This is a genomic window from Acinetobacter sp. YH12105 (assembly GCF_013419095.1).
Lineage (GTDB): Bacteria > Pseudomonadota > Gammaproteobacteria > Pseudomonadales > Moraxellaceae > Acinetobacter > Acinetobacter pseudolwoffii.
In genome coordinates, this window is the sequence record NZ_VPAU01000011.1 from 25,960 (window position 1) to 52,322 (window position 26,363).

Annotated in this window: 20 protein-coding genes; 1 reads left to right on the forward strand and 19 read right to left on the reverse strand. The window is 43.1% G+C overall.

Annotated elements, in window-relative coordinates:
- Positions 1-27: 27 nt before the first annotated feature.
- The 11 genes from FTU44_RS09295 to FTU44_RS09345 form a co-directional block, all read right to left on the reverse strand.
- Entirely contained in the window at positions 28-744 is a 717-nt protein-coding gene (locus tag FTU44_RS09295; protein ID WP_005096679.1) for a D-Ala-D-Ala carboxypeptidase family metallohydrolase, read from the reverse strand.
- A 136-nt stretch (positions 745-880) separates the two neighbouring features.
- Positions 881-1,204 carry a ferredoxin FdxA gene (fdxA, locus tag FTU44_RS09300; RefSeq protein ID WP_180050260.1) on the reverse strand — a complete coding sequence of 108 codons (324 nt, stop codon included), beginning with the start codon at positions 1,202-1,204 and terminating at the stop codon, positions 881-883.
- Positions 1,205-1,400: 196 nt separating this feature from the next.
- Complete coding sequence (mutS, locus tag FTU44_RS09305; protein ID WP_180050263.1) at positions 1,401-4,049, reverse strand: DNA mismatch repair protein MutS; 2,649 nt, start codon at positions 4,047-4,049, stop codon at positions 1,401-1,403.
- A gap of 336 nt (positions 4,050-4,385) precedes the next feature.
- Positions 4,386-6,392 (reverse strand): triacylglycerol lipase, encoded by a 2,007-nt coding sequence (locus tag FTU44_RS09310; RefSeq protein WP_005171267.1) that lies wholly within the window; start codon positions 6,390-6,392, stop codon positions 4,386-4,388.
- Between the two features lie 123 nt (positions 6,393-6,515).
- The gene (locus FTU44_RS09315; protein ID WP_005171266.1) at positions 6,516-7,457 is read right to left on the reverse strand and encodes an ABUW_2363 family tetratricopeptide repeat lipoprotein; all 942 of its coding nucleotides are present in this window, start codon (positions 7,455-7,457) and stop codon (positions 6,516-6,518) included.
- 120 nt (positions 7,458-7,577) lie between these two features.
- Complete coding sequence (gene cysE / locus FTU44_RS09320; protein ID WP_005096684.1) at positions 7,578-8,387, reverse strand: serine O-acetyltransferase; 810 nt, start codon at positions 8,385-8,387, stop codon at positions 7,578-7,580.
- On the reverse strand, positions 8,387-9,235 hold the full coding sequence (locus FTU44_RS09325) for an RNA methyltransferase (RefSeq protein WP_005096685.1): 849 nt from the start codon (positions 9,233-9,235) through the stop codon (positions 8,387-8,389). The genes cysE and FTU44_RS09325 overlap by 1 nt, the downstream gene beginning before the upstream one ends.
- Positions 9,236-9,272: 37 nt before the next feature.
- A complete protein-coding gene (gene dnaE, locus FTU44_RS09330) occupies positions 9,273-12,845 on the reverse strand; it encodes a DNA polymerase III subunit alpha (protein WP_100328709.1) in 3,573 nt (1,190 codons plus the stop codon).
- A gap of 576 nt (positions 12,846-13,421) precedes the next feature.
- A complete protein-coding gene (locus FTU44_RS09335; RefSeq protein WP_005096687.1) occupies positions 13,422-14,117 on the reverse strand; it encodes a methionine ABC transporter permease in 696 nt (231 codons plus the stop codon).
- Positions 14,114-15,139, reverse strand: a complete 1,026-nt coding sequence (locus tag FTU44_RS09340) for a methionine ABC transporter ATP-binding protein (RefSeq protein ID WP_005171261.1) — start codon at positions 15,137-15,139, stop codon at positions 14,114-14,116. Before FTU44_RS09340 ends, FTU44_RS09335 begins: the two co-directional genes overlap by 4 nt.
- Before the next feature lie 76 nt (positions 15,140-15,215).
- Positions 15,216-16,091 (reverse strand): MetQ/NlpA family ABC transporter substrate-binding protein, encoded by an 876-nt coding sequence (locus FTU44_RS09345; protein WP_005096689.1) that lies wholly within the window; start codon positions 16,089-16,091, stop codon positions 15,216-15,218.
- A gap of 700 nt (positions 16,092-16,791) precedes the next feature.
- On the opposite strand from FTU44_RS09345, the gene FTU44_RS09350 reads away from it, so the two are divergent.
- On the forward strand, positions 16,792-17,994 hold the full coding sequence (locus FTU44_RS09350; protein WP_159138173.1) for a hypothetical protein: 1,203 nt from the start codon (positions 16,792-16,794) through the stop codon (positions 17,992-17,994).
- Positions 17,995-18,047: 53 nt separating this feature from the next.
- Here the strand turns inward: FTU44_RS09350 and purD are convergent, their stop codons facing one another.
- From purD to FTU44_RS09390, 8 genes are all read right to left on the reverse strand, one after another.
- A complete protein-coding gene (gene purD, locus FTU44_RS09355) occupies positions 18,048-19,331 on the reverse strand; it encodes a phosphoribosylamine--glycine ligase (RefSeq protein WP_180050266.1) in 1,284 nt (427 codons plus the stop codon).
- Positions 19,332-19,493: 162 nt separating this feature from the next.
- On the reverse strand, positions 19,494-21,068 hold the full coding sequence (gene purH / locus FTU44_RS09360; protein WP_005096691.1) for a bifunctional phosphoribosylaminoimidazolecarboxamide formyltransferase/IMP cyclohydrolase: 1,575 nt from the start codon (positions 21,066-21,068) through the stop codon (positions 19,494-19,496).
- 95 nt (positions 21,069-21,163) lie between these two features.
- On the reverse strand, positions 21,164-21,433 hold the full coding sequence (gene fis, locus FTU44_RS09365; protein WP_001086304.1) for a DNA-binding transcriptional regulator Fis: 270 nt from the start codon (positions 21,431-21,433) through the stop codon (positions 21,164-21,166).
- Between the two features lie 396 nt (positions 21,434-21,829).
- Positions 21,830-22,684 carry a DUF3426 domain-containing protein gene (locus tag FTU44_RS09370; protein WP_005171257.1) on the reverse strand — a complete coding sequence of 285 codons (855 nt, stop codon included), beginning with the start codon at positions 22,682-22,684 and terminating at the stop codon, positions 21,830-21,832.
- A gap of 15 nt (positions 22,685-22,699) precedes the next feature.
- Positions 22,700-23,605 carry a 50S ribosomal protein L11 methyltransferase gene (gene prmA, locus FTU44_RS09375; protein ID WP_005171256.1) on the reverse strand — a complete coding sequence of 302 codons (906 nt, stop codon included), beginning with the start codon at positions 23,603-23,605 and terminating at the stop codon, positions 22,700-22,702.
- A 129-nt stretch (positions 23,606-23,734) separates the two neighbouring features.
- A complete protein-coding gene (locus FTU44_RS09380) occupies positions 23,735-24,622 on the reverse strand; it encodes a bile acid:sodium symporter family protein (protein ID WP_005096694.1) in 888 nt (295 codons plus the stop codon).
- Positions 24,623-24,710: 88 nt separating this feature from the next.
- On the reverse strand, positions 24,711-25,598 hold the full coding sequence (locus FTU44_RS09385; protein WP_159138171.1) for a bile acid:sodium symporter family protein: 888 nt from the start codon (positions 25,596-25,598) through the stop codon (positions 24,711-24,713).
- 145 nt (positions 25,599-25,743) lie between these two features.
- Positions 25,744-26,226 (reverse strand): hypothetical protein, encoded by a 483-nt coding sequence (locus tag FTU44_RS09390; RefSeq protein ID WP_180050269.1) that lies wholly within the window; start codon positions 26,224-26,226, stop codon positions 25,744-25,746.
- Positions 26,227-26,363: the final 137 nt, after the last annotated feature.

Genomic DNA, 26,363 nt, shown 5'->3' on the forward strand with positions numbered 1-26,363 from the left:
TGAACTTTGTATAGCCGTTGTCATGACTTAGTAATTACACATTGAAGAATTTCGCCCCAGACTTGGCCCCCAGGTACGGTAACCTTGGGTATCGATGTGGATCTGACCAGAAGCATACATGCCGAGTCCCATATTCAGACTTTGACCATGTTGCGCCCAGAACTGGCACAGTTTGAACTTGGTATTTTCAATATAACTATAGTCTTGCGCTTGTGGATATTCTGGGCCAATACGAAAATCGATGGCAGAATTATACAGATGGCGTGAAGAATTGGCGCCACCGGCACACTGGTTTAAAGGCAGGTCACGATAGACGGAAGTGACTTCAAAATCAGTCAGGACATTGGCGGCTACTAAATATTTAAATACACGCAAGGTTGGAACCTGATTGGCCCATAATTCACGGCTTGGAATCATGTACTGTGAACGACCACATTTGGCCCAGTCCCGCGCGGTACGCATTAATTCAAAACTGGGAATAATATTGCCTACGCCATTGCGTTCCAGAAACACTTCATACTCACGTACACGTGATAAATTATCCAGCGCAGAGACCCAGTGGGTATACAGATAAGGTACAGTTTTGGGTTGGACTTTGCGGTCGTATTGAACACGTTCTTGGGGAATATAAATCCGCTTTCCATCGGGCACGGTCTGTCCCGGTGGTTTTGGGGTCGTGGTACAACCCACAAAAACGAGAGGGATTACACACAGACTCAATAATCCCTTTGCAAAATTCTTCATTTATAGAAATCAGATATTTATAAATAGCGCCATTTTAGACTAAATATACGGAGAAATTTGGAGAATATTGCAATAAAATGTGTGGATTGAGTATAAAAAAGATCAGCATGTGCTGATCTTTTTTAACTGAAATTAATTACTTTTCAAGATATTGTAATTTGTCAGCTTTACCATTCCATTCTTCACGATCTGCTGGCTGGTCACCAATTTGTGTGATATTTGGCCATTTTTGCGACAGGTCAGTATTCAATTCAATAAATACTTCTTGGCCTTCTGGTAATTCATCTTCAGAGAAAATTGCATTCGCCGGACATTCAGGTTCGCATAAGGCACAATCGATGCACTCGTCCGGGTTAATCACCAGGAAGTTAGGACCTTCATAGAAACAGTCTACAGGGCAAACTTCAACACAGTCTTGATATTTACATTTAATACAATTTTCAGTGACAACGAAGGTCATGGCGACAGCTACCTAAAAAATATGGTTCTATTTACGAATACTGTATTTTAGGCAAAAACAGGGGGAACTAACAATTCCTTTTATTGATATTTGTTATATATAGGGCTGTTAAATTTGAAAAAAGCCAGAATAGGGCTAAATTCAAGTATAAATCAGTGCTAGACCCCATACGGGATGAGGTCTATGACTTAGAGAATTACCCCGGCTGTTTGAGTAAATCTTTTAGTGCATATAATTGTGCTAAGGCTTCGCGTGGACTCAGGTTGTCTACATCGATGTCCTCAAGTAATTCGAGAGCTGGAGATTCTTTCTCAATTGCGACAATACGTTCCACTGGCTCTACAATTTCCGGCAGTGCAAATAGATCGTGTTGTAGACTCTTTGGTTTGACCAGTTGTTGCTTTTCCAGAATCTTTAAGCGGTTTTGTGCTTCTTTAATGACTGATGCCGGAATACCGGCAAGTTTCGCCACCTGTAAGCCATGACTCTGGCTGGCAGGGCCATGTTGTACCTTATGTAACAAAATCAGATTGCCATTCAGTTCTTTAGCCGTGACATGATAGTTATCAATGCCGCTTTCTTTATCGAGTTCGGTCAGCTCAAAATAATGGGTTGCGAATAGACACAGGCATTGAATGCGTTTGCTCAGATCCAGCACACAGGCCCAGGCCAGAGACAGGCCATCATAGGTACTGGTGCCACGACCGACTTCATCCATCAGTACCAGCGACTGACTGGTGGCATGATGCAGAATTTGCGAAGTCTCGGTCATTTCCACCATAAAGGTCGATTTGCCAGTTGATAAATCATCGGCAGAACCAATACGGGTGAAAACCCGGTCAATAGGCCCTAAAGTCGCAGCTTGTGCAGGTACATAAGCCCCGCAATACGCCAGCAAGACGATCAATGCGGTCTGGCGCATAAAGGTCGATTTACCGCCCATATTGGGTCCGGTAATAATCGCCATGCGATGGGAAAAGTCCAGTCGCGTATCGTTCGGTGTAAAAGCAGTTTTGCTTAAAGCTTCCACCACCGGATGACGGCCAGCAGTGATACTTACACCGACTTCAGGGCTGAATTTTGGACGTGACCAGTTGCGTAAACGTGCCTGATGGGCAAAGTTTGCCACCAGATCAATCTGGGCAATGGCACTGCTCATCATCTGTAAATTGCCGATATCCTGACGTAATTCATCTAGCAGCATTTCAAACAGCATTTTTTCACGCGCCAGAGCACGGGATTCACTGGATAAAACCTTATCTTCAAAGGCTTTCAGTTCAGGTGTGATATAGCGTTCGGCATTTTTCAGAGTCTGACGGCGGATATAGTGCTCGGGTGCCTGTTCGGCCTGAGCACGTGAGAGTTCAATATAATAACCACTCACTCGGTTATAACCAATTTTCAGTCCCGGAATTCCGCTGGCTTCACGTTCTTTAATTTCCAGATCAATCAGGAACTGGCTGGCGTGATCACGAATCTGACGTAATTCATCCAGTTCACTATCAAAGCCTTCGGCAATCACATTCCCATCACGCAGCAATACCGGCGGATTTTCTACGATGGCAGACATCAAGTGTTGATGCAGGCCATGGAAATCTCCGAGTTCTTCATTGAGCTGGATTAATAGCTCAGACTGTTGTTGACTGACAATCGGCTGTAGGGCATGGCGTAAAAATGGAATTTGCGCACAGGCCTGACGTAGTTGTACCAGATCCCGCGGTCGGGCACTGCCCAAAGCAATTCGGCTCAGGACACGTTCAATATCACTAATTTCCTTAAGTACCAAACGTACAGGTGCTTCATGGAAACCTTGTAGCAGGGACTGGATGGCATCTAAACGTTCACCCAGCAAGGCAGTGTCACGCAAAGGCTGCATCAGGGTGCGACTCAGCAAGCGTCCACCCATAGCCGTCTGGCAATCATTAATTAACTGGAACAGTGAAGTACCATGCTCAAATAAAGGCTCAATCAGTTCCAGATTGCGACGTGTCACTGGATCTAGGGCGATAAAGTCGGAACTCTGTTCTAGTTGAATCGAAAGAATATGTGGTAAAGCGGTTTTCTGGGTTTCTTTGGCATAGTGAATCAGTGCCGCAGCGGCAGCTTTTGCCAACGGCAAATGATCAATCCCGAAACCGGAAAGTGTGCTGACGGCAAACTGGTCGCACAAGGTTTTTTGTGCATTGTTCAGGTTAAAGTCCACATTAGGACGCTTCGTCACGGAAATATCAAGTTGCTGCTTGAGTTGCTCGGTCAGCATCGGATCAGTCGTATTTTCATCCAGCAAAATTTCGCTTGGCATTAGGCGCGCCAGTTCAATCATGAGCTGGTTGAGATCATAATCCTGCTGCTGTACTTTAAATAAGCCGGCACTGAGATCGAGCAGTGCAATCCCGATCTGATTTTGCTGAATACATAAAGCCACCAGATTAGAGCTTTGATGTGCACCGAGCATGGCATCATCGGTCAGGGTGCCCGGGGTGATAATCCTTACCACGCCGCGCTCCATGGGAGCCTTACCGCGAGTGCTTGTGCTCTCGCCCTCACCAATCTGCTCACAGATCACCACCGTTTCGCCTTTTTTGACCAGACGGGCCAGATAGCCTTCGGCTGCATGGTAAGGCACACCTGCCATCGGGATCGGCTGACCATTGGCTTTACCGCGATGGGTCAGGGTAATGCCTAAAATTTTGGCTGCCTTGTGTGCATCTTCAAAGAACAGTTCATAAAAATCACCCATACGATAAAACATCAATGAGTGTGGATGCTGCACTTTCACCGACATGTATTGCTGCATCATGGGCGTTAAGGTAGAAAGATCAGCCATAATTTCCGAACTGGTCATTAAAAATAAATCCTTTCAACAAGAGAGAAATGCAAATACTGATAAGCAGCGTATGCACAAAAAATTAAAGCACATCTAAACAGATCTATAAAAATATTTTATCGAGGATCTGCTCAGGAGCATAGTGAATGAGGTCGCTTATCTTAGGGTGCTTTAAATCAAGATTGAAACAAGTCTATCAAATTTAATTTTTAGAAAGAAATGAAATTCCAGATGAATGTTTAAGTCATGCGACAGATCTGTCGGTCTGAGTTTTTATTCAGCATGATTTCCAATTTTAAAAAACAAACCACTGGATGTGAACATGCAGTGGTTGATTTAAATTAAGGGAATTGTTTATTCGGGATCATAAAGACCAAGGTCAGACAGGTGTAATCTGAGAATCCGGCGCAATTCCAATACGGCCTCAGGGGTTTCCTGAATGGAATGGCCACCCTTGATCACTTTACTGGATACTGCACCTTGCAAATAAGCACTTTCGTAGGAAACAATGCCATCACTCATCAGCTGAGGTTCTGTAGTATCTACGGTATTACCGATGATGGAGTGAAATTTGAAGCCGGTATAGGGCTGAATGTTTTTAGTCAGCGCATTGAATTTCGAATTTTCACTCAAATCACTCGGGCCATTTTGAATCAGGTCATGTCCCAGTTCTTTGACAAATTCTTTTAATCCGATTTCGCCTTGTAAAGTATCAGCAAAGGCACCTAAAAATGCACCTGGAACCCGAATAATTTTACGCGCCAGTTTGGTATGCCAGCGATTGGCATATTCTGTGCCACGATGCGGTGTGGCCAAGAAAATCGCCCGACTAAAATTTGGAATCGGCTGCATTTGCAGGCGTGCTTGAAACAGCGGTTTATCCTTAAACTGTTCAATACGGGTATTTTGTACCAGTTTAAAAGCATCTTGGCTGATATCGGCATTGCTGACCATCAAACGGGCAATCACGCCGCCCATACTATGTCCGACCAGTACTGCATCTTTTTTAGCTGCGGCATTGTTCGCGACCTGGGCAAATCCTTGCTGAACCAGTGCATTGATTTGAAAACGGCTTTCCAGAATCGGCATGTTGGTAGAATAAAACACCTGCCAGACCTGAAAGTTTTCTCTTAGAACCGGATCACCCATAATATCGTTGGTCATACGAATCCAGGCTTCGGGGCTGCTGGCCAGACCATGGACCAATACCAGGATCTTCTTGTTCGGATTATAAGGTTCCAGCATATACAGGTGGGGCATGCTCAGACTATCATCCCGATCAATCAGGGTCAGATAGGCCAGACGCCCCAGATTGTTCTCGGCCAGCCATAAACCATAAGGTGCTGAAAAATTGGCTGCCAGAGCATATTCCTTAGAAGCGACCTTAATTTTTTCATATTTATAGGGATCATAGAGTTTCAGATGAAATTCGGAGGTCGATAAAATCTGTTCAGTACTATTGGCTGATTTAGGTACAGCGGTGATCGTGGTGGCCAGATATCGTGCTGCGTGGATATTGGGATTGATACCATTCGGATATTTGTGATTGAGTGGGTCAGTAATATATTTTTTATCTTTTTCGGATGGTTGCTGCTCCGGTAGAACCACTAAAAACTCTGAACCAAAACCGTCACGACGGGTAATTGAACGAAGCCCAGAGAAGTTCATGTTGTAGGTGGATAATAGTTGCTCAATGGGCTGGTTTTTCAGCTGCGGAAAATTTTCCAGATCAATGCTATACACACTGTTACCCACCTGAATCCGTTGGCCGGAACGCTTGGTTTCATAACGTTCAGCATAGCGTTGAATCAGATGAGCAATCGCCAGGTTATAAAAATCACGAATCTGAACCTGACGGTTGTCGAAAATACGGTCTTGCGGGGCACGCTCGGTTTTAAACAGGTAGGCATAACTATAACGAATGCTTTTATCCAGCATGCTGAGCTGCTGATCCAGACATTTCTGGATATTCTGTTTTTGCAGCTGTTGCTTTTCCTGAGATTGGGTCTTGCTCAAAACACTGGTGTTGCACTCGGCTGACTTGGCATTCTGTAAAGAATTGGCGAGATACAACTCACTTGCTGTAGAAAGTAATTGTTCATCTAAAATCTGGGGAATCTTTTTAAGATCCTTTACACATTCTTCGGGCTGGTCAATACAGATCTGGGCTTCACGCCCCGTCATGGACAACACATTTAGACTGGCTTCGCTCAGTTTGTCGCGCGTCAAAATACTGTCACGCTCATTGCTGAGTGTGACATTAAGTGCCTGTTCCTTAACACTGACCACCTGACAGCCGCTCAGCACGCTGGTGATGACTAAAGTGCACAGTATTAATCTTTTATTTATTTTTTCGTGCATAAAACCTTTCACTGAATTTAAGTTGTAAGTTTGGATAATGGTTTGTATTTTACTAATTTTTTCTCATAAAAATAGACCGCCGTAGCAGTCTATTTGTAATCAGAGAAAGAAGATAAATTCTGATTATGGCGTTTTAGGCGTTGCAGCAGCTGGAGCTTGATTTGCGGTTTGCAGAACTTGCCAAACATTCCAGCGACCTTGTTTCTCAATTTCCTGAATCAGACGGTCTGCCACTTCAGCTTCTTGCGGGTATTTCACTTTATAGTTTGCCAAGGTTTGAGCCGCATTTTTTTTCTGTTCCAGCGCAATATAATTATTGGCTGCAGCAAGATAGGCTTCCTGAACGCCAGCTTTCATGGCTTTGTCCAGATAAGGGATCGCTTCACGTTGACCGCCACCTTCGGACAGGCCAAAGCCGAACCAGAAGTTCACTTCAGGATCATCTTGGTTGATCTTAAGAATTCGTTGTGCATAGGTCAGGGATTTGGTGGTATAGACTGAACCCAGATCCAGATTACGTGCCATGACACTGGCTTTAAATGCACGTACCAGAACATCGAAAGAGGCATTTTCACGTGCAGCTAAAGTATCCAGCTGTTGAGTGACTTCACGCAGTTTGGCTTCAAAGCCACGACGTTCCTGACGATCGCTAAAACGTGGTGGATAATGACGTGCTTTACCTTCCACCATTTGCAGGAAATCATCAATCTCGGTGATGTCGATTTCATTGGTATTTGCCAGAGCCGCATAACGCATTGAACGTGTATTGCTGTCTACAATGGGAATAATCAGTTTATTGACATCCAAGGTTAATTGCTTGGATGGATCATTTGGATGAGTCACGACCATTTTGGTCACGGGTTGAGCCGCAGCTTTTTGCAAATGCACCTCAAACGGAGGTGGTTCATTATAATTGAATGGATTTAATGCATAAAATGGCGGACTTAATTCAGGTTCTACAAAAACCACTTGATCCACAGGTTTCTCAGCAGACTTCTGAGAGACGGTCGAACATGCAGTCATTGTGAATGCTAAACAAGCAAGTGCCAAGGGCTTAAAGGTCATAATATTCATCCATTCGTGTTATTTTTTAAAACAGCTAGTACAAAAATCACATGACCGTCAGTCTATGAAAACTCTAACGATCATGCAAGTAAATGCATGTTACAGAATTGAACGCTCTATTCAGGCTTTAGACTGACTGGTTTGAGCTTCACATTCACGGCGCGCTTCTTCCAGAATCTGTAATTCTTTTTTGCTTAAAGGCTGACCATCTTGTTGCTGTTTATTAAAGGTCGGATCCAGCAAAGAAAGACGGTTGCACAAGTTGTTCATGCGTTTTTCATTTTGCTGAATACGGTCCAGCAGAATGCGCATACCCTCCAGAATTGGATCAGACTGGTCTTCAGTTGCAGCATAGGGCTGGAAGCCGATACTTTCTGCATAATCACGACGACGGGTTTCTGCATCATCCTTCGGTTTATTTTTGGTAATAAAGCGTGCAGGGTTACCCACAGCCGTCGTGTTTTCAGGAACTGCTTTAGTCACGACCGCATTAGAACCGACCTTGGCATTTTTACCGACAGTAAATGGCCCTAAAATCTTGGCACCAGCGCCAACCACCACGCCATCTTCTAAAGTTGGATGGCGTTTGCCTTTATTCCAGGTCGTTCCACCCAAAGTCACCCCATGATAGAGGGTAACATCATCGCCAATTTCTGCAGTTTCCCCAATTACGACACCCATACCGTGATCAATAAAGAAACGACGGCCTATCTTGGCGCCCGGATGTATTTCAATACCAGTCGCAAAACGGCTAAATGAAGACAATGCACGTGCAGTTCCCTTACAGTCTTTGTTCCATAGCTCATGTGCCATGCGATGCATGATCAGCGCATGGATGCCAGGGTAAGTGGTTAAGACTTCTAAGGTATTGCGTGCTGCAGGATCGCGCGCAAAGACAGCTTGTATATCTTCTTTGAGCTGTTTTAGCATTAGATTTGATCCTCGTCCTGTGATGATGTATGTGAAGATTTTTTCCACGTGCCGTTATTTAAGGCCTGAACGCGGCTGAAAATACCACGAAGTAAATGATATTCCATACGATCTAATTGTATACGTCCAAAGAGACGACGCAAGCGTAAAGGCAATAATCTTGGATTTTTTGGGTCCATAAATTCAATTTCGGCCAGCATTTTTTCCAAATGCGGATAGAACTGTTCCATCTGCGCATGATTCACCAAAGGCTCATCCCATTCCATTTCAATGCCATCAATGACTTGCATGGTTGCTTTAGCATCACGTGGTTGTTCAATCTGGCTCATGGCTGCCATGCGCATTTCATAGCAGATCACCTGAATGGCTTGAGCCACATTCAGTACGCCGTAATCGGTATTGACTGGAATGGTCAGGTGATAGTTGGCCATTGCCAGTTCTTCATTGGTCAGACCGCGGTCTTCACGGCCAAATAGAATTGCAACTTCTTGCTGCTCTTGTACCACGGCGCTCATGGCTTTTGTCGCAGCAGGGCGCACATCTAACAGCGGCCAGGGAATGGTACGGCTACGTGCGCTGGTACCGAATACAATCTGACAGTCTTTAATGGCATCTTCGAGCGTTTCTACAATCTCGATCTGCTCGATCAGGTCAGTTGCGCCTGCGGCCAGTGCATCAATATCCGGATGCGGATAGGTTTTTGGCGCCACCAGAACCAGCTTGGACAGGCCCATGGTTTTCATGGCGCGTAAAGCACTGCCGATGTTGGCAGGTAAAGTGGTATTGACCATGACAATACGCACATGGGAGAGATGTGCTGAAACAGCAGCATTGTCAATTTGACTCATGAGGATTCCAATTTAAAGGTTTTTTAAAGATCAGGATTTATGAATATTGTGGCTGGGATTCAGCCTGATACAGTTCCAGCGCATCGTCCATGCTCATGCCAGCAGGTGGTGGTGGAACATTGACCGGTTTGGCCTGTTCATAAGAAACAGCTTTGGCGGCTTTGGACTTGACCTGATATTCAATATGCAATGCTTCTTTACCAAAATAATCACGCAATTTAGCCAATAGTTCGTCCAGTGGTGCCACTTTCCAGTTGAGACCCAGATGAAGTTCAGTCGTAGCATAAGGATAGTCTAAATACAGAATTACCGGAATATGCGCTGACATGTCGATATTGGTATATGGTGTCAAAATCTGCTGCAAGTCACGACTCAGACTTTTACTGAAATGCTCGGCAGTTAGGGTGATTTTAATGCTGTTGGCACGCTTCTGGCGAATTTCATTCAGGCTAAAGGCTTTAGTAAGACGTCCCATTGGGCGGTCAAAGCCTTCACGCTCATAAATTTCACCTTCAATCACCACAACTTTATCCAGCTGGATAATCTCTTTAAAGCGGTTAAAACGTTCATGATTGGCTGAAATTTCAATACGCGCCGTACCATCATCCAGGGTCATCATCATCCGGTTCGGGAAGTTGGCAATATCCACCACCAGTCCTGCAAACACGGTGGTCACGCCACGGCGGGTCGGCGTCAGCTCATTGATCTGACTAGGTACAAAGGATTTCAGTTCATTACGATAGACATCAATCGGGTGGCCGGTGAGGTACAGGCCGAGGGTGTCTTTTTCACCTTTCAGGCGAACTTCATCCGCCCATGGCTTGACCGGTTTAGAGGGTTTGCGCTGAACTTCTTCCACTTCACCAAACAGATCCATGATGCCGGTTTCACGGTTGGAGCGCGCCTGTTCCGCAGCTTGCACCGCTTCAGGCAGTTGTGCCATCAGGTCGGCACGATCAATGCCTAAACAATCCAGCGCACCGGAGCGAATCAATGCTTCCAGGGTACGTTTATTGATTTTTTTCAGGTCAATACGATGACAGAAATCAAACAGGTCACGGAAAGGACCTTCTTGTGTACGCGCGTCAATCACTGATTGCATCGCAGCTTCACCGACACCTTTAATCGCACCCAGACCATAGACAATGGTTTGTTCATCCGTGGCATGGAACTGATACAGCGACATATTCACGGAAGGTGGTAAAACTTCCAGATGATTCTTGCGACAGTCATCAATCAGGAATACCACGTTGTCGGTGTTCTGCATCTCCGAGGTCAACACCGCAGACAGGAATTCCGCCGGATAATGCGCTTTTAGCCATGCAGTCTGATAGGCAACCAAAGCATAGGCCGCAGCATGTGATTTGTTAAAGCCATAGCCGGCAAACTTTTCCATATAGTCGAAAATATGGTTGGCAGTGGCTTCATCAATGTCTTTTTTCGATGCACCTTCAATAAAGATCTGGCGCTGTTTGACCATCTCTTCCGGTTTTTTCTTACCCATGGCACGACGTAACAAGTCCGCGCCACCGAGGGTATAGCCGGCACAGTACTGTGCAGCCTGCATGACCTGTTCCTGATAGACCATAATCCCGTAGGTGGGTTCTAGTACGCCTTCAAGCAAGGGATGCAGATATTCAAAATCGCCTCCATGCATCCGGTGGATAAAGTCAGGAATCAGATCCATCGGGCCCGGACGGTACAGCGACACGAAGGCAATAATTTCTTCAAATTTGCTTGGGCGTGCCTCTTTCAGCATCTTCTTCATGCCCACGGATTCAAACTGGAATACCGCGGTGGTGTTGGCATTGGCAAAAACCAGATACGCGTCTTTATCTTCAAGCGGGATATAGGCAATGTCTAAAGGCTTGTCAGATTTGATACGTTTATTAATATTTTTAACTGCATCTTCAATTACGGTCAGGTTACGCAGACCCAAGAAGTCAAACTTGACCAGACCAGCAGATTCAACATCGTCTTTATCGAACTGTGCCACGCGTGAAGTACCATCAGCCTCACACATAACGGCAGAGAAATCGGTAATTTTGGTTGGCGAGATGACCACACCACCGGCATGTTTACCGGTATTTCGGGTAATACCTTCCAGTTTTAGTGCCATTTCCCAGATTTCAGCCGCATCATCATTATCTGGGTTGGATGGATTGGTGACGATATCTTTAAGCTGTGGTTCGGCTTCTAAGGATTCCAGCAGACTCAGGCCTAAAGGCTTGGTCGGGATCATTTTCGAGATACGATCGGCCAGACCATAAGATTTACCCAAGACACGCGCCACATCACGAATCGCACCTTTGGCCGCCATGGTACCGAAGGTGGCAATTTGCGAAACTGCATCACGGCCATAAGTACGCGCCACATAGTCAATCACGCGGTCACGACCTGCGATACAGAAATCGACGTCGAAATCGGGCATCGACACACGTTCCGGGTTCAAGAAACGTTCGAAGAGTAATTCATAACGTAGCGGATCAAGATCGGTGATTTTTAAGCTATAAGCCACCAGTGAGCCTGCACCTGAACCACGCCCCGGGCCTACTGGAACGCCGTTACTTTTCGACCACTGAATAAAGTCCATCACGATCAGAAAGTAGCCCGGAAACCCCATCGAGTTAATGATATTAATCTCGTACTCGATTCGCTCATCATAAGGCTTGCGAACTTCTGGCCAGTGTTCATCACGCTGTTCAGGTGGATACAGGAAATTCAGACGTTCTTCCAGACCTTCTTTGGACAAGTGTGCAAAGAAAGTATCAATGGTATGACCTTCAGGAATCGGATAATCCGGCAGAAAGTATTGACCCAGTCGCAATGTGACATTACAGCGTTTGGCAATGTGGTAAGTGTTCTCAATCGCAGAGGGAATATCCGAGAACAGCTCTGCCATTTCCTCTGCAGATTTAAAATATTGTTCAGGTGAATAGGTTTTAGGGCGGCGGTTATCCCCCAGTACATAACCATCGGCGATACACACCCGGGCTTCGTGAGCTTCATAATCATTGCGGGTCATGAAGTGCACGTCGTTATGTGCCACTACACCGATATTATATTTTTTGGCCAGTTTCACTGCTTCCAGAATGAAGTCATCTTCATCCGGACGGTTGGTGCGGGTCAGGGCGATATAAACGCGATTGCCGAATTTTTCGACCCATTCTTCCAGCAAGGGTTCCGCTTTTTGCGGATTTGAACTCATCAGCATCTTGCCGACATCGGAATGCATGCCGAGCAGGGCAATCATGTCCTCGGACTGGTTTAAAATCCATTGTTTTTGTACGCAGGGAATGTCTAATTGCTGACCACTGATAAAGCCTTCAGACACCAGTTCAGTCAGGTTACGCCAGCCTTTATTGGTCATCGCCAATAAGGTCATACGATGTTCGGCATCATTCAGGCGAATTTCAGAACCGAGGATCGGCTTGATGCCTTTGCCTAAGCATTTGCCATAGAACTTGACTGCGGCATGCAGGTTAGACAGATCCGTCAGCGCGAGGGCAGGCATCTGTTCTTTTTCGGCAGCTTTGACCAGGTCAGGTATCCGTACGATGGATTCAGTAATCGAAAATTCTGTATGAATACCAAGATGAACAAAGTGCATAGATGAGTCCCTGCTAAAACTATTAAATAGTTTAACATGGGATTTATTGTTTCAGTTTGAAAATGAGGGGAAATGCTGAACTTTTAGATTTTAATTAAATGTTGATTTGGGGCTTTGTCCATATCTATAACGAGACGGCATTGTTAACCGAAATTGAATTTCTGACTAGCGACATGGATGTCGCTAGTTGATCTGTGGCACAAGGAAGTATCATCAAGCCAACAGAAGATTTTTGTTACCTTGCATAGCAGTGCTATTCATCTTTCAAAAGTAAAAGAAGAATTTTAAATATTAGTAAGTTTATTCATGACATTATTTGAAAAATAGAATTTCGTTATTTTTACTTCAATTTTAACTTTGTAATATTTGTGCCTTACTTTTGACGGGGCAAAAGTAACAAAACCCCTTTATCTGATGGTACATCCCAGTACCACAGATCAACGGGCGACTTCCTGTCGCCGTGGCACGTATCAAATAGTTGCAGGACTTTACTTTGAAATAATGAGAAAGGGTTCGTAAGTATTAAAAACAATAAAACCCTCTTTTAGAGGGCTTTATTCATACATAAAAACTAGCTTAACGAAGTCGGGACAACCAGTCCCCCAGACTTTGTACAATCTGTACCAAAATCAATAACACAATCACCGTCATGATCACCACAGAGGTATCGAAACGCTGATAACCGTAAGAAATGGCCAGATCACCGATACCGCCGGCACCGACAGCACCCGCCATTGCTGTTGCACCAATCAAGCTGATGGTGGCAGTGGTCAGGTTCAGAATCAGTGAACTACGTGCTTCAGGTAAGACAAACTTGAAGATAATCTGCATTGGGGTTGCACCCATCGCTTGCGCAGATTCAATAATGCCTTCATTCACTTCCAGTAATGAGGTTTCAACCAAGCGACCAATATAAGGGCCGACATAAATAGTCAGTGGTACAATTGCGGCCCAAGTACCAATTGAAGTGCCGACCAAAAACTTGGTCAGCGGAATAACGGCAATCAGTAGAATAATAAATGGTAGTGAACGTAGCGCATTGACAATCGGATTGAGACCGTGATAAATCACACGATTTTGCAAGATGCCGTTAGGACGCGTCACCACTAAAGTAATTGCCTGAATAAAACCCCAGATACAGCCAAACAGCATTGCGAAGAACACCATATGAAAGGTTTCTTGCAGCGCTGTCACAAATTGATCCATCGACAGCGAGCTTTTCCAGAACGGCGCAGTAATTGTCGTCAGCCACTGTACAATTAAATCTCTCATGCCTGTACTCCTGCTTGATCTACCTGTACGCCGTTATCTTTCAGATATTGCACTGCAGCGCTAATCTCTGCGGAATCACCCAGGAGCTGAATAAACATCTGACCAATCACCGAACCATTAATTTCGGTCATGTTGGCAAACAGGATATTTAAACTGATATCAAACTGTTTAATCACGGCCTGAATCACCGTTTCCTGTGCCGAGCTGCCAAGGAATTTTAAACAATAAATACTGTGATGATTCTGGTTTTCCAGATTATTCAGAATATTGACCGGCAAATGTTGCTGAAGCACGGTCTGAATAAAATTTTTGGTGGTCGGGTGTTGCGGCTGACTGAAGATCTGTAGCGTGCTGCCGGTTTCAATCACATCACCTTTTTCCATCACAGCGACATAATCACAGACGGTTTCAATTACATCCATTTCATGAGTGACCATGACAATGGTAATACCTTGCTCTTGATTGATTTTTTTGAGTAATTGCAGAACTGATTTGGTGGTTTGTGGATCGAGTGCCGAAGTCGCTTCATCACAAAGTAAAATCTTGGGATGGTTGGCAAGGGCACGGGCAATCCCGACGCGCTGTTTTTGACCACCAGACAATTCATCCGGAAAAGCCTGCCGTTTATGTTTCAGGTCAATAAAATCTAATAATTCTTCGAGGCGTTTTTCCCGTTCAGCCTTGCTCCAGCCCAGAAGCTTCATAGGCATTTCGATATTGGCCGCCACGGTTTTGGTTTGCATTAAATTAAAATGCTGGAAAATCATGCCGATATTGGCACGTTCTTGACGCAATGTTTTGGCATCGAGTGCGGTAAAATCTGTTCCATTAATGATAATCTGACCTGAGCTTGGACGCTCAAGTAAATTAATCAGACGGATGAGGGTACTTTTACCGGCACCACTATAACCGATGATGCCAAAAATACTGCCGGTTGGAATCGATAGATTAATCTGATTCAAGGCATGCAAGGTTTGACCCTTAAGCTCATACTGTTTTGAAATATCTTTAAATTCAATCATAGTGTCAAAAACTGCATCACGGATAAAAAAACAGGCAAGAAATCGTCCTTGCCTGTTCTAAAAGAGTATTATAGTACTATTTTGATTCAGTTAAATACGTCACCGGCTTGTTTACTGCAACTTTAGTGCCACCAAAATTTTCATCGACATACGCCTGAACTGCTGGCGTATGATACAAGGCACCTACTTTTTGCAGTACAGGATCCGTTTGACGATCTGCTGCAACCGCTAATACGTTTACATTCATTTTTGTGCTTTGATCAATTGGCTCATAGTAAACCGCATCTTTTAATACGTTTAAACCGCCTTCCATTGCCAGCGTATTGCCTAGCACAATCGCATCAACTTCATCTTTTACACGGACTGCAGTTGCCATTTGAATGGGCTTAATCACGATTTGTTTTGCATTTTCAGCCACATCAGCTGTTGTGCCTTTTACATTGTCAAAGCCAGCTTTTAATTTGACCAGACCTGCCGATTGTAAAAGTAGTAACGCGCGTGATTCATTTGCACCGTCGTTTGGAATGGCAATGGTTGCACCTGTTTTAAACTCATTCAAAGATTTTACTTTGCTTGAGTAAATTCCCATTGGTTCTAAATAGGTGGTAGACAATGGTGCAATTTTTGCTGTATTGGCATCATTATACGCAACCATATAGGCATATGACTGGAATGCATTGACATCGATTTCTTTATTGGCAACGGCTGTGTTCATTGACACATAGTCAGTGAAATTTTTCACATCAAGTTTAATGCCGGCTGCTTTGGTTTCAGGTAATGTGGCGATATAGCGCCATACATCTGCATCTGAACCGGTCGATGCCATGGTTACGGTTTGAAGGCCATTCGCATCATTGGCTTGTGCTGCATCATTGGCAGGCGCTTCTTGTTTGCCACACCCAGTCAAAGTTAATACAGAGGCACTCAATAAAACGCCAAGTAATTTTTTCATGAAATTTTCCTAATTTTAATCTTGCCTAGAGTATAAGCATTTTTAAATCGTGTTAAATAAGATTTTTATACGATCTAAGTATGTGTCCTGATCGTTGTTGGTGCTGGCCTTAAACTAAAAGATCCAAGCCTACAGCAATTGTTCTGGTGAACGCGATCAAGTCAGAAATGCCACAAACCTGATTGTAAATGATCTATTTTGGAGAGAAAAATAGATAGTTTATAAGCACATGAAGTAGTTTGAGCATTCTGGGATTGTCGATATCATAGCAATAAATCTATATTCGATATACTGGATAGCAAAGCCTTGTTTAGCTCTTTAATTGAATAAAAAACCAAGTTGTTTTATAAAAATATTAATTAAAACAATATTTTATTTATATTAGGGGTATGGTTTTTAGGGGGTTGTTTAAATAGTGAGCTTTATAAGATTTTATCCAATCTAAATCATAAAAATGGATATATATGATTTATTGATGGAATCAAAGTAGCGTTGCGCTGTTCTAGACATCAGGGTGTTATCTCGATTCAGCTTCTTTGGGAAATAGCACATAACTTCATCGTCTGTGCACATTTGGATAAATGGGTCGGTGTCGGAGTCTTTCCATTGGCGGAGGATCAGGCTAGGGGGCTGAATGCTTATGGATGGCATCGTGGTATTACACTATTATTGACGAATTAATTATAACAGAGATGTATTTGTGAAGAATTATCAGGATAAGGAAACAGGTCAGATTTATGCTTTTGAAGATGATTATGATCCCTTTCTTTCTGATAATCGTAATACTCCTAAGACACTAACTAAAAATATTAAAACAAGACCAACAGAAACATCAGTTTGGTATGATGGTGGTTGGATTGAGAGAACAGATGTGCCAATTGATTATATAGAGCCTACTTCTAGCGTACCATCATACAATCCTGCTTGGATGGTACATTTAAAACCCTATTCAGCAATAGTGAGTGATAAACAACCACAGTTTCAGTTCTCATTAGATCAAATCAATAACAATTCTTATGATGGAATGCAATTATCTAAAGTAATAGGAATACTTTCTTTAGAGGATAATTTAGATGTATTGATCAGCTATGATGGTGGAATAGCAATACCTCAAAGTGAAAAATTTTCAAAGAGAGTTGATGGTATTACTAAGTTAAATGAAATTCTCTGTCGTTTTTTATTAGGTGGAATTCATACAGAAGTATTGCATCCACATGAGTTAACAGTAGGGACTTTACATGAAAAAACGCACTTATTTTGTTATGCACCATCGCTTTATAATCAATTGAGATTCAATTGGGCATCTATTGCAGATAGGTTTCAGCCATTGATGGTTCCAAGAGTTTTACATTTAAATGATTTGCAAAAAGCTTATATGGATGGGCGAGAAATTCTTGAATCTATACCTACTTTCACGCCATTTTTTCTTTTAAATGGTTATACATCGTTAATCAATCAAAATATTAATGATGCTTTAAATAATCTTTGGATTGTTGTTGAACAACTTACAGAAATTTTATGGAAGCAAATTTATATTAGGCATAAAGATAATTATCCAAGACGAGTGCAAAAGTGTCATGCAAATTACAAAGAAAGTAATTATTTAAAGCATATTGCTACAAAACATAAGCTTTTGAGGTTGGCTAAAGTTATCACAAGGCAAAATTATAAAATACTAGAATGCGCTCGAAAATCTCGTAATAATTTAGCACATAGAGGAAGACAGCCAAATCGTGAAGTAGTTATTACGTTATGGGAACAATTGCCCGAACTTCTAGAGTCTGCTACGGATTATAAAAATATAGGTATGAGAGAAATAAAAATTGGACAAGAAATCAATTGGAATAATTCACATAATAATAATTTTGATGAATGGAAAGAATTAGTATCTCTGATGAAATAAATGTATTAAAAAACCCCGCACTCAGCGGGGTTTTTACTTAATCAAAATTAAGATTAAGCATTTTCACGTGCAATGGCACGGTAACCGATATCTTTACGATATTGAACGCCGTCGAATGTCACTTTTTTGCAAAGTTCCAAAGCTTTGGCTTGTGCTTCACCAATCGTATTACCAAGCGCAGTTACGCAAAGTACACGACCACCCGCAGTCACAATCTCGCCATTTTCATTGGCTTTCGTACCGGCATGGAAAACTTTTGCATCAGTCATTTCAGTGTCTAAACCAGAAATCACATCACCATTGCTTGATGTTTCTGGGTAGCCTTTTGATGCCAGTACGATACCGACAGTCTTGCGCTCATCCCATTCAGCTTCTTTCGGTAAATTACCGTCTAAGCCTGCTTGAACCAAATCCACTAAAGATGATTTTAAACGCATCATGATGGGTTGAGTTTCAGGGTCGCCAAAACGACAGTTGAACTCGATCACTTTCGGTTGACCTTGTTCATCAATCATCAAGCCAGCGTACAAGAAACCAGTATAAACGTGACCGTCTTTTTTCATACCTTCAACGGTAGGACGCATCACTTCATTCATGGTTTTTTCAAATACATCCGCAGTCACAACAGGCGCAGGCGAGTAAGCACCCATACCACCCGTGTTTGGACCTTGGTCGCCTTCAAAGATACGTTTGTGATCTTGTGAAGTCGCCATAGGTAAGATGTTGTCGCCATCAATCATACAAATGAAAGATGCTTCTTCGCCTGCAAGGAATTCTTCAATTACAACGCGAGAACCTGCATCGCCAAATTTGTTGCCTGCAAGCATGTCATCGATCGCATCAAATGCTTCTTGATTGGTCATGGCAACGATCACACCTTTGCCCGCAGCAAGACCGTCGGCCTTAATGACGATCGGCGCACCATTTTTTTCAACAAATGCTTTCGCAGCATCTACTTCTGTAAATACATCGTAAAACGCAGTTGGAATGTTGTGGCGTTTTAAGAAATGTTTCGCGAAAGCTTTAGAGCCTTCAAGCTGCGCAGCAAATTGAGTTGGACCCCAAATTTTTACACCCGCTTCACGGCAAGCATCAACGACACCGTTTACCAATGGAGCTTCTGGGCCGACAATGACAAGCTCAACGGCATTGTTTTTTGCGAAATCGATAATCGCAGCATTGTCTAAAATACTTAAATTTACGTTTTCACATTTATTTTCAGTGGCTGTACCTGCGTTGCCCGGAGCAACAAAGACTTTTGCAACTTTATCGTCTTGTGCGATTTTCCATGCAAGTGCATGTTCACGACCGCCATTACCCAAAACTAAAATATTCATCTAAAAATCCCTCAAAAGAATAGAATCCCACCTTGCGAAGCCATGCTTCTCACCCTGTAAAAAAGAAGGGCTTCACGAATAAAAATGTCCCTTTATTTGTGAAAAGTCCCCCTTTTTACAAAGGGGGATTTAGGGGGATTAATAAATACGACTTTGAATCAATTAGTGACGGAAATGACGCATGCCAGTGAACACCATCGCAATACCTGCTTCGTCAGCAGCCGCAATGGTTTCTTCGTCACGCATAGAACCACCCGGCTGGATAATGCATTTGATACCCGCTTTAGCGGCGTTATCAATACCATCACGGAATGGGAAGAATGCGTCAGACGCCATGACAGCACCCTCAACCACCAAGCCAGCATGTTCAGCTTTAATTGCAGCAATACGAGCAGAGTTAACACGGCTCATTTGACCTGCGCCAACACCAATGGTTTGACGGTTTTTCGCATAAACAATCGCATTAGATTTCACGTATTTTGCGACTTTCCAAGCAAAGATCATGTCATCGATTTCTTGTTCAGTCGGAGCGCGCTTGGTCACCACTTTAAGATCAGCTTTAGTAATCATGCCCAAGTCTTGATCTTGTACTAACAAGCCGCCATTCACGCGTTTGTAATCAAGTTGCGATTGACGTGCATCGATTGCTGGAAGTTCACCGCAAACTAAAACACGTACGTTTTTCTTCGCACCAGTCACTTCAAGTACGCCATCAGCAATACTTGGTGCAATGATCACTTCAACGAATTGACGCTCAACAATCGCTTGTGCAGTTGCAACGTCTAATTCACGGTTGAATGCAATGATGCCGCCAAATGCAGATTCGGGATCTGTTGCATACGCAAGGTCATAAGCCGCTTGAATGCCGTCTAAAGACACTGCAACGCCACATGGGTTTGCGTGCTTAACGATTACACAAGCAGGTTTCGCAAAAGATTTAACACATTCAAGTGCAGCGTCTGTGTCTGCAATGTTGTTATAAGAGAGTTCTTTACCTTGTAGCTGTTTCGCAGTTGAAACTGAGGCTTCTGTCGCTGTGTCTTCAACGTAGAACGCAGCAGACTGGTGCGGGTTTTCACCGTAACGAAGATCTTGAACTTTGTTCAATTGTGTATTGAAGGTACGTGCAAACTTGTCCGCTTCACCTTCTTGTTTGCCTACGCGAGCGCCAAGGTAAGATGCGATCATGCCGTCATATTGTGCAGTATGTTCAAATGCTTTTACTGCAAGGTCGAAACGAGTCGCATGCGATAAAGCGCCTTCAGCTTTAAGCTCAGCTACAACAGTGGCATAGTCAGAAGCATTCACCACGATGCCTACAGATGCATGGTTTTTTGCCGCAGCGCGAACCATGGTAGGGCCACCAATGTCGATGTTTTCGATCGCATCAGCCAGTGAACAGTTTGGTTTTGCTACAGTTGCAGCAAATGGATAGAGGTTTACAACGACTAAATCAATAGCATCAATGTTGTGTTCAGCCATCACAGCTTCGTCTAGACCACGACGAGCCAGAATACCACCATGAATTTTAGGATGTAGCGTTTTTACACGGCCGTCCATCATCTCTGGGAAACCAGTATGCTCTGAAACTTCTACTACAGCGACACTATTGTCTTTCAACAATTTGTAGGTACCACCTGTAGATAAAATTTCTACCCCTAGAGCAGCAAGTTCTTGTGCAAATTCAACAATACCAGTCTTGTCAGACACAGAGATTAAAGCGCGTTTAATAGTCATGATCTTCGTCACAGTTTTCAAGGAACAGAATAAAACAAAATCAGCAATTTACAGGTTAAAAAAAATGCCTGCGGAAGCCGCAAGCATTTTATCATTTATTCACTCATTAAACCGTGAGCTTTTAACTTTTTACGTAAAGTACCACGGTTGAGTCCGAGAATCTCGGCAGCACGTGTTTGGTTACCACGTGTATATTCTAGAACTACAGATAGAAGAGGTTTCTCCATTTCTGCTAGCACCATGTCGTATACCTGAGATGGTTGCTCGCCCTGTAGTTGCGCAAAATAATGGCGAACTGCGCGATCTACGTGGATACGTAAAGCAACATCAGATTGTGCAGTAAAAATAGGAGATTTGCTATTCATGCGAATTAATCCGAAAAACAAATATCGCTTGGGTAAAGCGATATAAAAAGTGGTCTAAAATTGAAATGAACTCCGCTTTAGATCCTAAAACTGGAGTTCTAAAACTTAATCATTGCATTGAGCCAATAGCTTGACACATCTCAACGTTTTGGTCGAAAAATAAGCGTAACAATAGTTAAAGTTTTGTTACTGACCAAAATCAAAACAAAAAAATCTGCACGATACGCAATAAATTTTATAGCGCATTAGGCAAGACTGTATTTGTTGTGAAAAAGTAGCGAGGAGTTGCAGCACATAGCTTTCGTGGCGCGTATCATACCATTGTCTAAGCAAAAGTGAGCAAGAAAACTGCATTTTTTTTAACTTTTTTTAATTTTTTAATGCTTTCTATTCAGATTAAGGGCGAATTATTTCCAAACTATAGCGATCAAAGCTTTTACGATCGACAGGAAGCTCAAATTTGAATTTGAATGGACTGTTTTTCGGGATACGTTCAATATTGACCAGACTTTCAATCAGGTACTCTTTGGCAGACAGGTTATAAGTCGCAACAACTTCACCGCGCTGTTCCAGATTGATTTTTAAAATCGGTAAAGCCAGGCTACGGTCATGGAAGTTGATCAGCTCACCGCTAAATTCAGTTTTCTTGTGACTGGTTGCCTTGATCTTGACTTTATTGACCTGAATCAGCGTGTAGTATTTTTCCAGATTGGAACAATTAAACACCTCGCATACATTGTTAAAGGCCAGACTCATGATATGACTATTTTTGATGTATTGCGGATTAAACCAGAAAAACTGGAACAGCAATACGCCAAATAGCATCAGGTTCAAGATGCTCCAGCCAATATAATACATTGGCCCACGGTATATCTGTTTTTCTGCCTGATCTTCCCAGTTCATGCTCGGCAGTACCGAGATAGGTTCGGTACTGAAATAGTTCAGATTGTTTAAATAGGTTTCCAGATCGATATTTGAATGTTCAACTTTCTGATCGAAAATATATAAAAGACTGTGCGTATTTTGCTGTTGATCGCGACCATATACAGGTGGGTTATATCGAGAATAGGTTTGATCCTGAGACGCTGAGGTAGTGACCGAGTTTTGGGCTTCGGCCACCAGATGCGATAAGGCATTAAATGAAGTGGTACATTTGGGACAGCAAACCATACCCTGCGCAATGGTGAGTTGAGCAACTGTGACCTTGTAGGTGGTGGAACAGGTAGGGCAATGGGTTCGTTTGTCACTCATAAACTATTTGTAGACTCATTCATTCTTATGGCGTTTACCCGAGATACGGCACCAGTGCTCGTCTCGTTTTTCTACGTCTAATATATCAAAATAATTTGAGTAAATGCTAGTAACATCAGCAACTTGCTCTTCGATAACTCCGGCAAGTGCGAACTGTCCCTCAGATTTAATTAAAGTTGCGAACTCAGGAGCCAACATCATTAGTGGCGCAGCCAAAATATTGGCAACAAATACGTCAGCCTTGGTAGTGCCGAGTTCATCTCTAAATTCTTCTGGCAGGCCGACATAAAGTTTGTCCAGTACACCATTCAGTTCAGCATTTTGCTGGGTGGCCAGAACTGCTTGTGGGTCAATATCAGTGGCATATGCTTTTTTAGCACCTAAGAGCAGGGCAGCTACCGCGAGAATGCCTGAACCACAGCCATAATCGATGACGATTTTGTCTTTAACGTCAATTTTGCCGAGCCATTGTAAGCACAAGAATGTAGAGGCGTGGTTCCCTGTACCGAATGCCAGACCCGGATCAAGCTTGATATTGACTGCATCGGCTTCAGGTGCTTGCATCCATTCCGGTACAATCCAGTATTTTTCAGCAATCTGGATTGGCTCATATGCATCCATCCAGGTGCGTTCCCAAGCCTGATCTTCAATGAATTCGTACTTGATCGGCGCTTCTGGCATTTGCGCACCAATAAAGGTTTCTAGTGCAGCAACGTCAATTTCTTCGCCTTCTTCCTGTGCATAAATACCAGTCACAATCACTTTATTCCAGAGTGGTGTTTCGCCTGGAAGTGGTTCCAGCAAATCCTGGTTTTCAGCATCATCCAGGGTCACACTCACTGCGCCTAGTGAGCTGAGTAATGTCTCAGTATAATCGACCTGAGCTTGTTCAACCGTAATATGAATTTGTAACCACTTCACAGAAATAACCTTTATACATTTTTCAAAAAGCTATTGTAACGGAAGTTCAGACACAACGCTGCTATCTTCTTGATGCATACCCAAAATAAAAAGGATGCCGAAGCACCCTGTATAAAGCTCTATAAAGACTTATGAAACCTTAGAGAGAAGAGGTGTTCTGTCTAATGGTGCAAAGCGGTTAAGCAGTAGACCAAAAATGGCAGCAAAAATATACATGAAGATTGAATAAACCGCGGCAGGCATGGCCACAGCAGTGCTGGACATCACGGTCAGGGCAATGGTCATGGCTAATGTGCTGTTGTGAATGCCGATTTCAAAGGCACTGGCCCGTGCCTGAGCGGTATCTATATTCATTAAGCGGGGGACAAAATAGCCGATGGTCAGGCTGAAAATACAGAACAATGCCGTGGCGACACCGACCTGAGTCAGATATTCGGCAATATTGGTGCGTTCACTATAGATGGCCCCGACAATAATCAGAATCAAGAATATGACTGCAAAAATACGCAGCGGTCTATTCAGTTTTTCAGTCAGGCGTGGTGCATGATGTCGAATCAGCATACCAATCGCGACAGGAATAATAATGATGCCAAACACCTGAAGAATTTTACCAAGCTGGAGTGTGATCTGCTGGCTGTCCTGCATGAAATGCATAATCGAAAAATTAACGATCAACGGTAAAGTTAAGGCTGCAATCACTGAATTAATCGCAGTCAGGGTGATGTTGAGTGCCAGATCACCTTTGAAAAGATAGCTAAACAGATTGGCCGTACTGCCGCCAGGTGAGGCAGCTAACAGCATCAGACCCACGGCAAGAAGTGGAGGCAGGGCCAAAACTTTACACAGGATAAATGCAATACCGACCAATAAGACCAGTTGGCAAAATAATGCGACTAAAACAGCTTTAGGATGTTGGGTGACCCGGGCGAAATCTTTGAGGGTAAGTTCGAGACCTAAACCCACCATAATAATCGCGAGCGCAAGCGGCAGTAAAATCGTAATAATGCCAGAATCCATCTGTCATGCTCCTTGTTAAAAATTATTTTGATACTTTTGCTTTTCTTGGGAAAAGCATACAGCTTTATCGCAGACTCAGCCAAATAAATTACAAATCCGATAAACGATTTTTATGGCGATAACCGATATATTGGCGACTCATCATTACCCCGAAAATAGTCGCAAAACTATACATGACAATGGTGTAAATGCCGGCCGGAATTGCCATAGTGACATCGCCTAAGACCGAAATCGCAATGGTGATCGCAATCGCCGTATTATGAATGCCGATTTCAAAGGTACAGGCCCGTGCCATTTTTTCTGGAATACCCATCAGTAGCGGAATGCAATAACCAATAAACAGGCTGGAAAAACATAAAATCACAGTAGCTAAACCAATACTGGAAAAATATTCAAAGAGATTAAAACGATCTCTAAAAACGGCAAATATCAAGAGTATGCTTAAAAAACTAATTGAAACGAAGCGCATCGATTTGCTGACGGTAATGGATAAATGTGGAAATTTGGCTCGAAGCAGCATCCCGATGATCACGGGGATCAGGGTAATTAAAAACACCTGTATCATTTTTTCAACTGGAAATGTCACAGTCGAGTCGTGACTCATAAAGTATTGTAATGAGAGATTGATAATAAAGGGCAGGGTGAAAATAGAAATGATGGTATTGATGGCAGTCAGGGTGATATTCAGTGCGACATCGCCTTTATACAGATAGCTAAACAGGTTGGCGGTTGGGCCTCCTGGTGAAGCGGCCAGAAGCATTAAACCTACTGCGAGTAAAGGAGCTAAGTCTAGAATCAGGCAAATAAAGAAAGCAATACTGGTCAACAGCACGAGCTGTGTAAATAGGGCAATAAAAATGACTTTAGGATAGCGGCTTAAGCGCAGGAAATCCTTGATTTTTAATTCGAGTCCCAGCCCCATCATCATGATTGCCAAGGTAATAGGCAAAAAAAAGTTAAAAAACCCCGAATCCATGAAAAATCCTTTTTATTATTCATTTTTAGATAGATTTCGAGTGTAGCGTAGATGAATAAATAAGCAATATAAAACGGGTAAAATGCATGCACTTTACCCGTCAAAGCTTTTACTTGAAATGTAGACTGTTTGGCGCTATGACAGCTTACATGCCTGGCTGAGTTTGCATTGGTGAAGCAGACGGATTCTGATCATTCATCGGTGTTTGCATAGGTTGGTTTTGCATCTGCGGCTGGCTCATCTGTGGTTGCATTGGCTGGTTCTGCATTTGGGACTGTCCCTGAGGACGTGGTGGTACAAAGCCTAATGCACATTTACCTTTGACCTCCGTGCCATTAATAGTTGCAGTGGTCGCGCTACTGTTGCCACTACAGGTACTCATCAGCTCTGCTTCATCACCTTTAATTGACGCATTCTTGGATGAGGCGAAAAACTGCGGTTCACAGGTTCCATTCCAGATAATGCCCCGATGAGCAAAGCTGACTTGTGCACCTTGGGTTTTGCCTTTACAAACCTGTTGGTACTTTTGTGCATTATAAGTGGTGTCTACCTTGTCATTTGCTGATGCTGCAAATGGTGCAAAGCATAAACCACAGAGAACAGTCGAGAGGAAAATATTCTTATTCATCTTTTATACCTTTGTTTGTAATGTAACCACTGTATAGATTAAAAAATGCTCAAGATTAAACAATGCAAATCGAGTAAATTTCTGGACTTATATGTTTAATTTATATAGTCCCTCTGCAAAGTTAAATTACAGTGCTT

What these genes read in the sequence shown, in the direction of transcription:
- FTU44_RS09315 (WP_005171266.1), bottom strand. Translation starts at nt 7,457, where the DNA reads ATGACCTTTAAGCCCTTGGCACTTGCTTGTTTAGCATTCACAATGACT.
- mutS (WP_180050263.1), bottom strand. Translation starts at nt 4,049, where the DNA reads ATGACCAGTTCGGAAATTATGGCTGATCTTTCTACCTTAACGCCCATG.
- FTU44_RS09310 (WP_005171267.1), bottom strand. Translation starts at nt 6,392, where the DNA reads ATGCACGAAAAAATAAATAAAAGATTAATACTGTGCACTTTAGTCATC.
- purH (WP_005096691.1), bottom strand. Translation starts at nt 21,068, where the DNA reads ATGACTATTAAACGCGCTTTAATCTCTGTGTCTGACAAGACTGGTATT.
- fdxA (WP_180050260.1), bottom strand. Translation starts at nt 1,204, where the DNA reads ATGACCTTCGTTGTCACTGAAAATTGTATTAAATGTAAATATCAAGAC.
- dnaE (WP_100328709.1), bottom strand. Translation starts at nt 12,845, where the DNA reads ATGCACTTTGTTCATCTTGGTATTCATACAGAATTTTCGATTACTGAA.
- cysE (WP_005096684.1), bottom strand. Translation starts at nt 8,387, where the DNA reads ATGCTAAAACAGCTCAAAGAAGATATACAAGCTGTCTTTGCGCGCGAT.
- FTU44_RS09385 (WP_159138171.1), bottom strand. Translation starts at nt 25,598, where the DNA reads ATGGATTCGGGGTTTTTTAACTTTTTTTTGCCTATTACCTTGGCAATC.
- FTU44_RS09345 (WP_005096689.1), bottom strand. Translation starts at nt 16,091, where the DNA reads ATGAAAAAATTACTTGGCGTTTTATTGAGTGCCTCTGTATTAACTTTG.
- FTU44_RS09295 (WP_005096679.1), bottom strand. Translation starts at nt 744, where the DNA reads ATGAAGAATTTTGCAAAGGGATTATTGAGTCTGTGTGTAATCCCTCTC.
- purD (WP_180050266.1), bottom strand. Translation starts at nt 19,331, where the DNA reads ATGAATATTTTAGTTTTGGGTAATGGCGGTCGTGAACATGCACTTGCA.
- FTU44_RS09325 (WP_005096685.1), bottom strand. Translation starts at nt 9,235, where the DNA reads ATGAGTCAAATTGACAATGCTGCTGTTTCAGCACATCTCTCCCATGTG.
- fis (WP_001086304.1), bottom strand. Translation starts at nt 21,433, where the DNA reads ATGAATAGCAAATCTCCTATTTTTACTGCACAATCTGATGTTGCTTTA.
- FTU44_RS09380 (WP_005096694.1), bottom strand. Translation starts at nt 24,622, where the DNA reads ATGGATTCTGGCATTATTACGATTTTACTGCCGCTTGCGCTCGCGATT.
- FTU44_RS09390 (WP_180050269.1), bottom strand. Translation starts at nt 26,226, where the DNA reads ATGAATAAGAATATTTTCCTCTCGACTGTTCTCTGTGGTTTATGCTTT.
- FTU44_RS09340 (WP_005171261.1), bottom strand. Translation starts at nt 15,139, where the DNA reads ATGATTGAATTTAAAGATATTTCAAAACAGTATGAGCTTAAGGGTCAA.
- FTU44_RS09335 (WP_005096687.1), bottom strand. Translation starts at nt 14,117, where the DNA reads ATGAGAGATTTAATTGTACAGTGGCTGACGACAATTACTGCGCCGTTC.
- FTU44_RS09370 (WP_005171257.1), bottom strand. Translation starts at nt 22,684, where the DNA reads ATGAGTGACAAACGAACCCATTGCCCTACCTGTTCCACCACCTACAAG.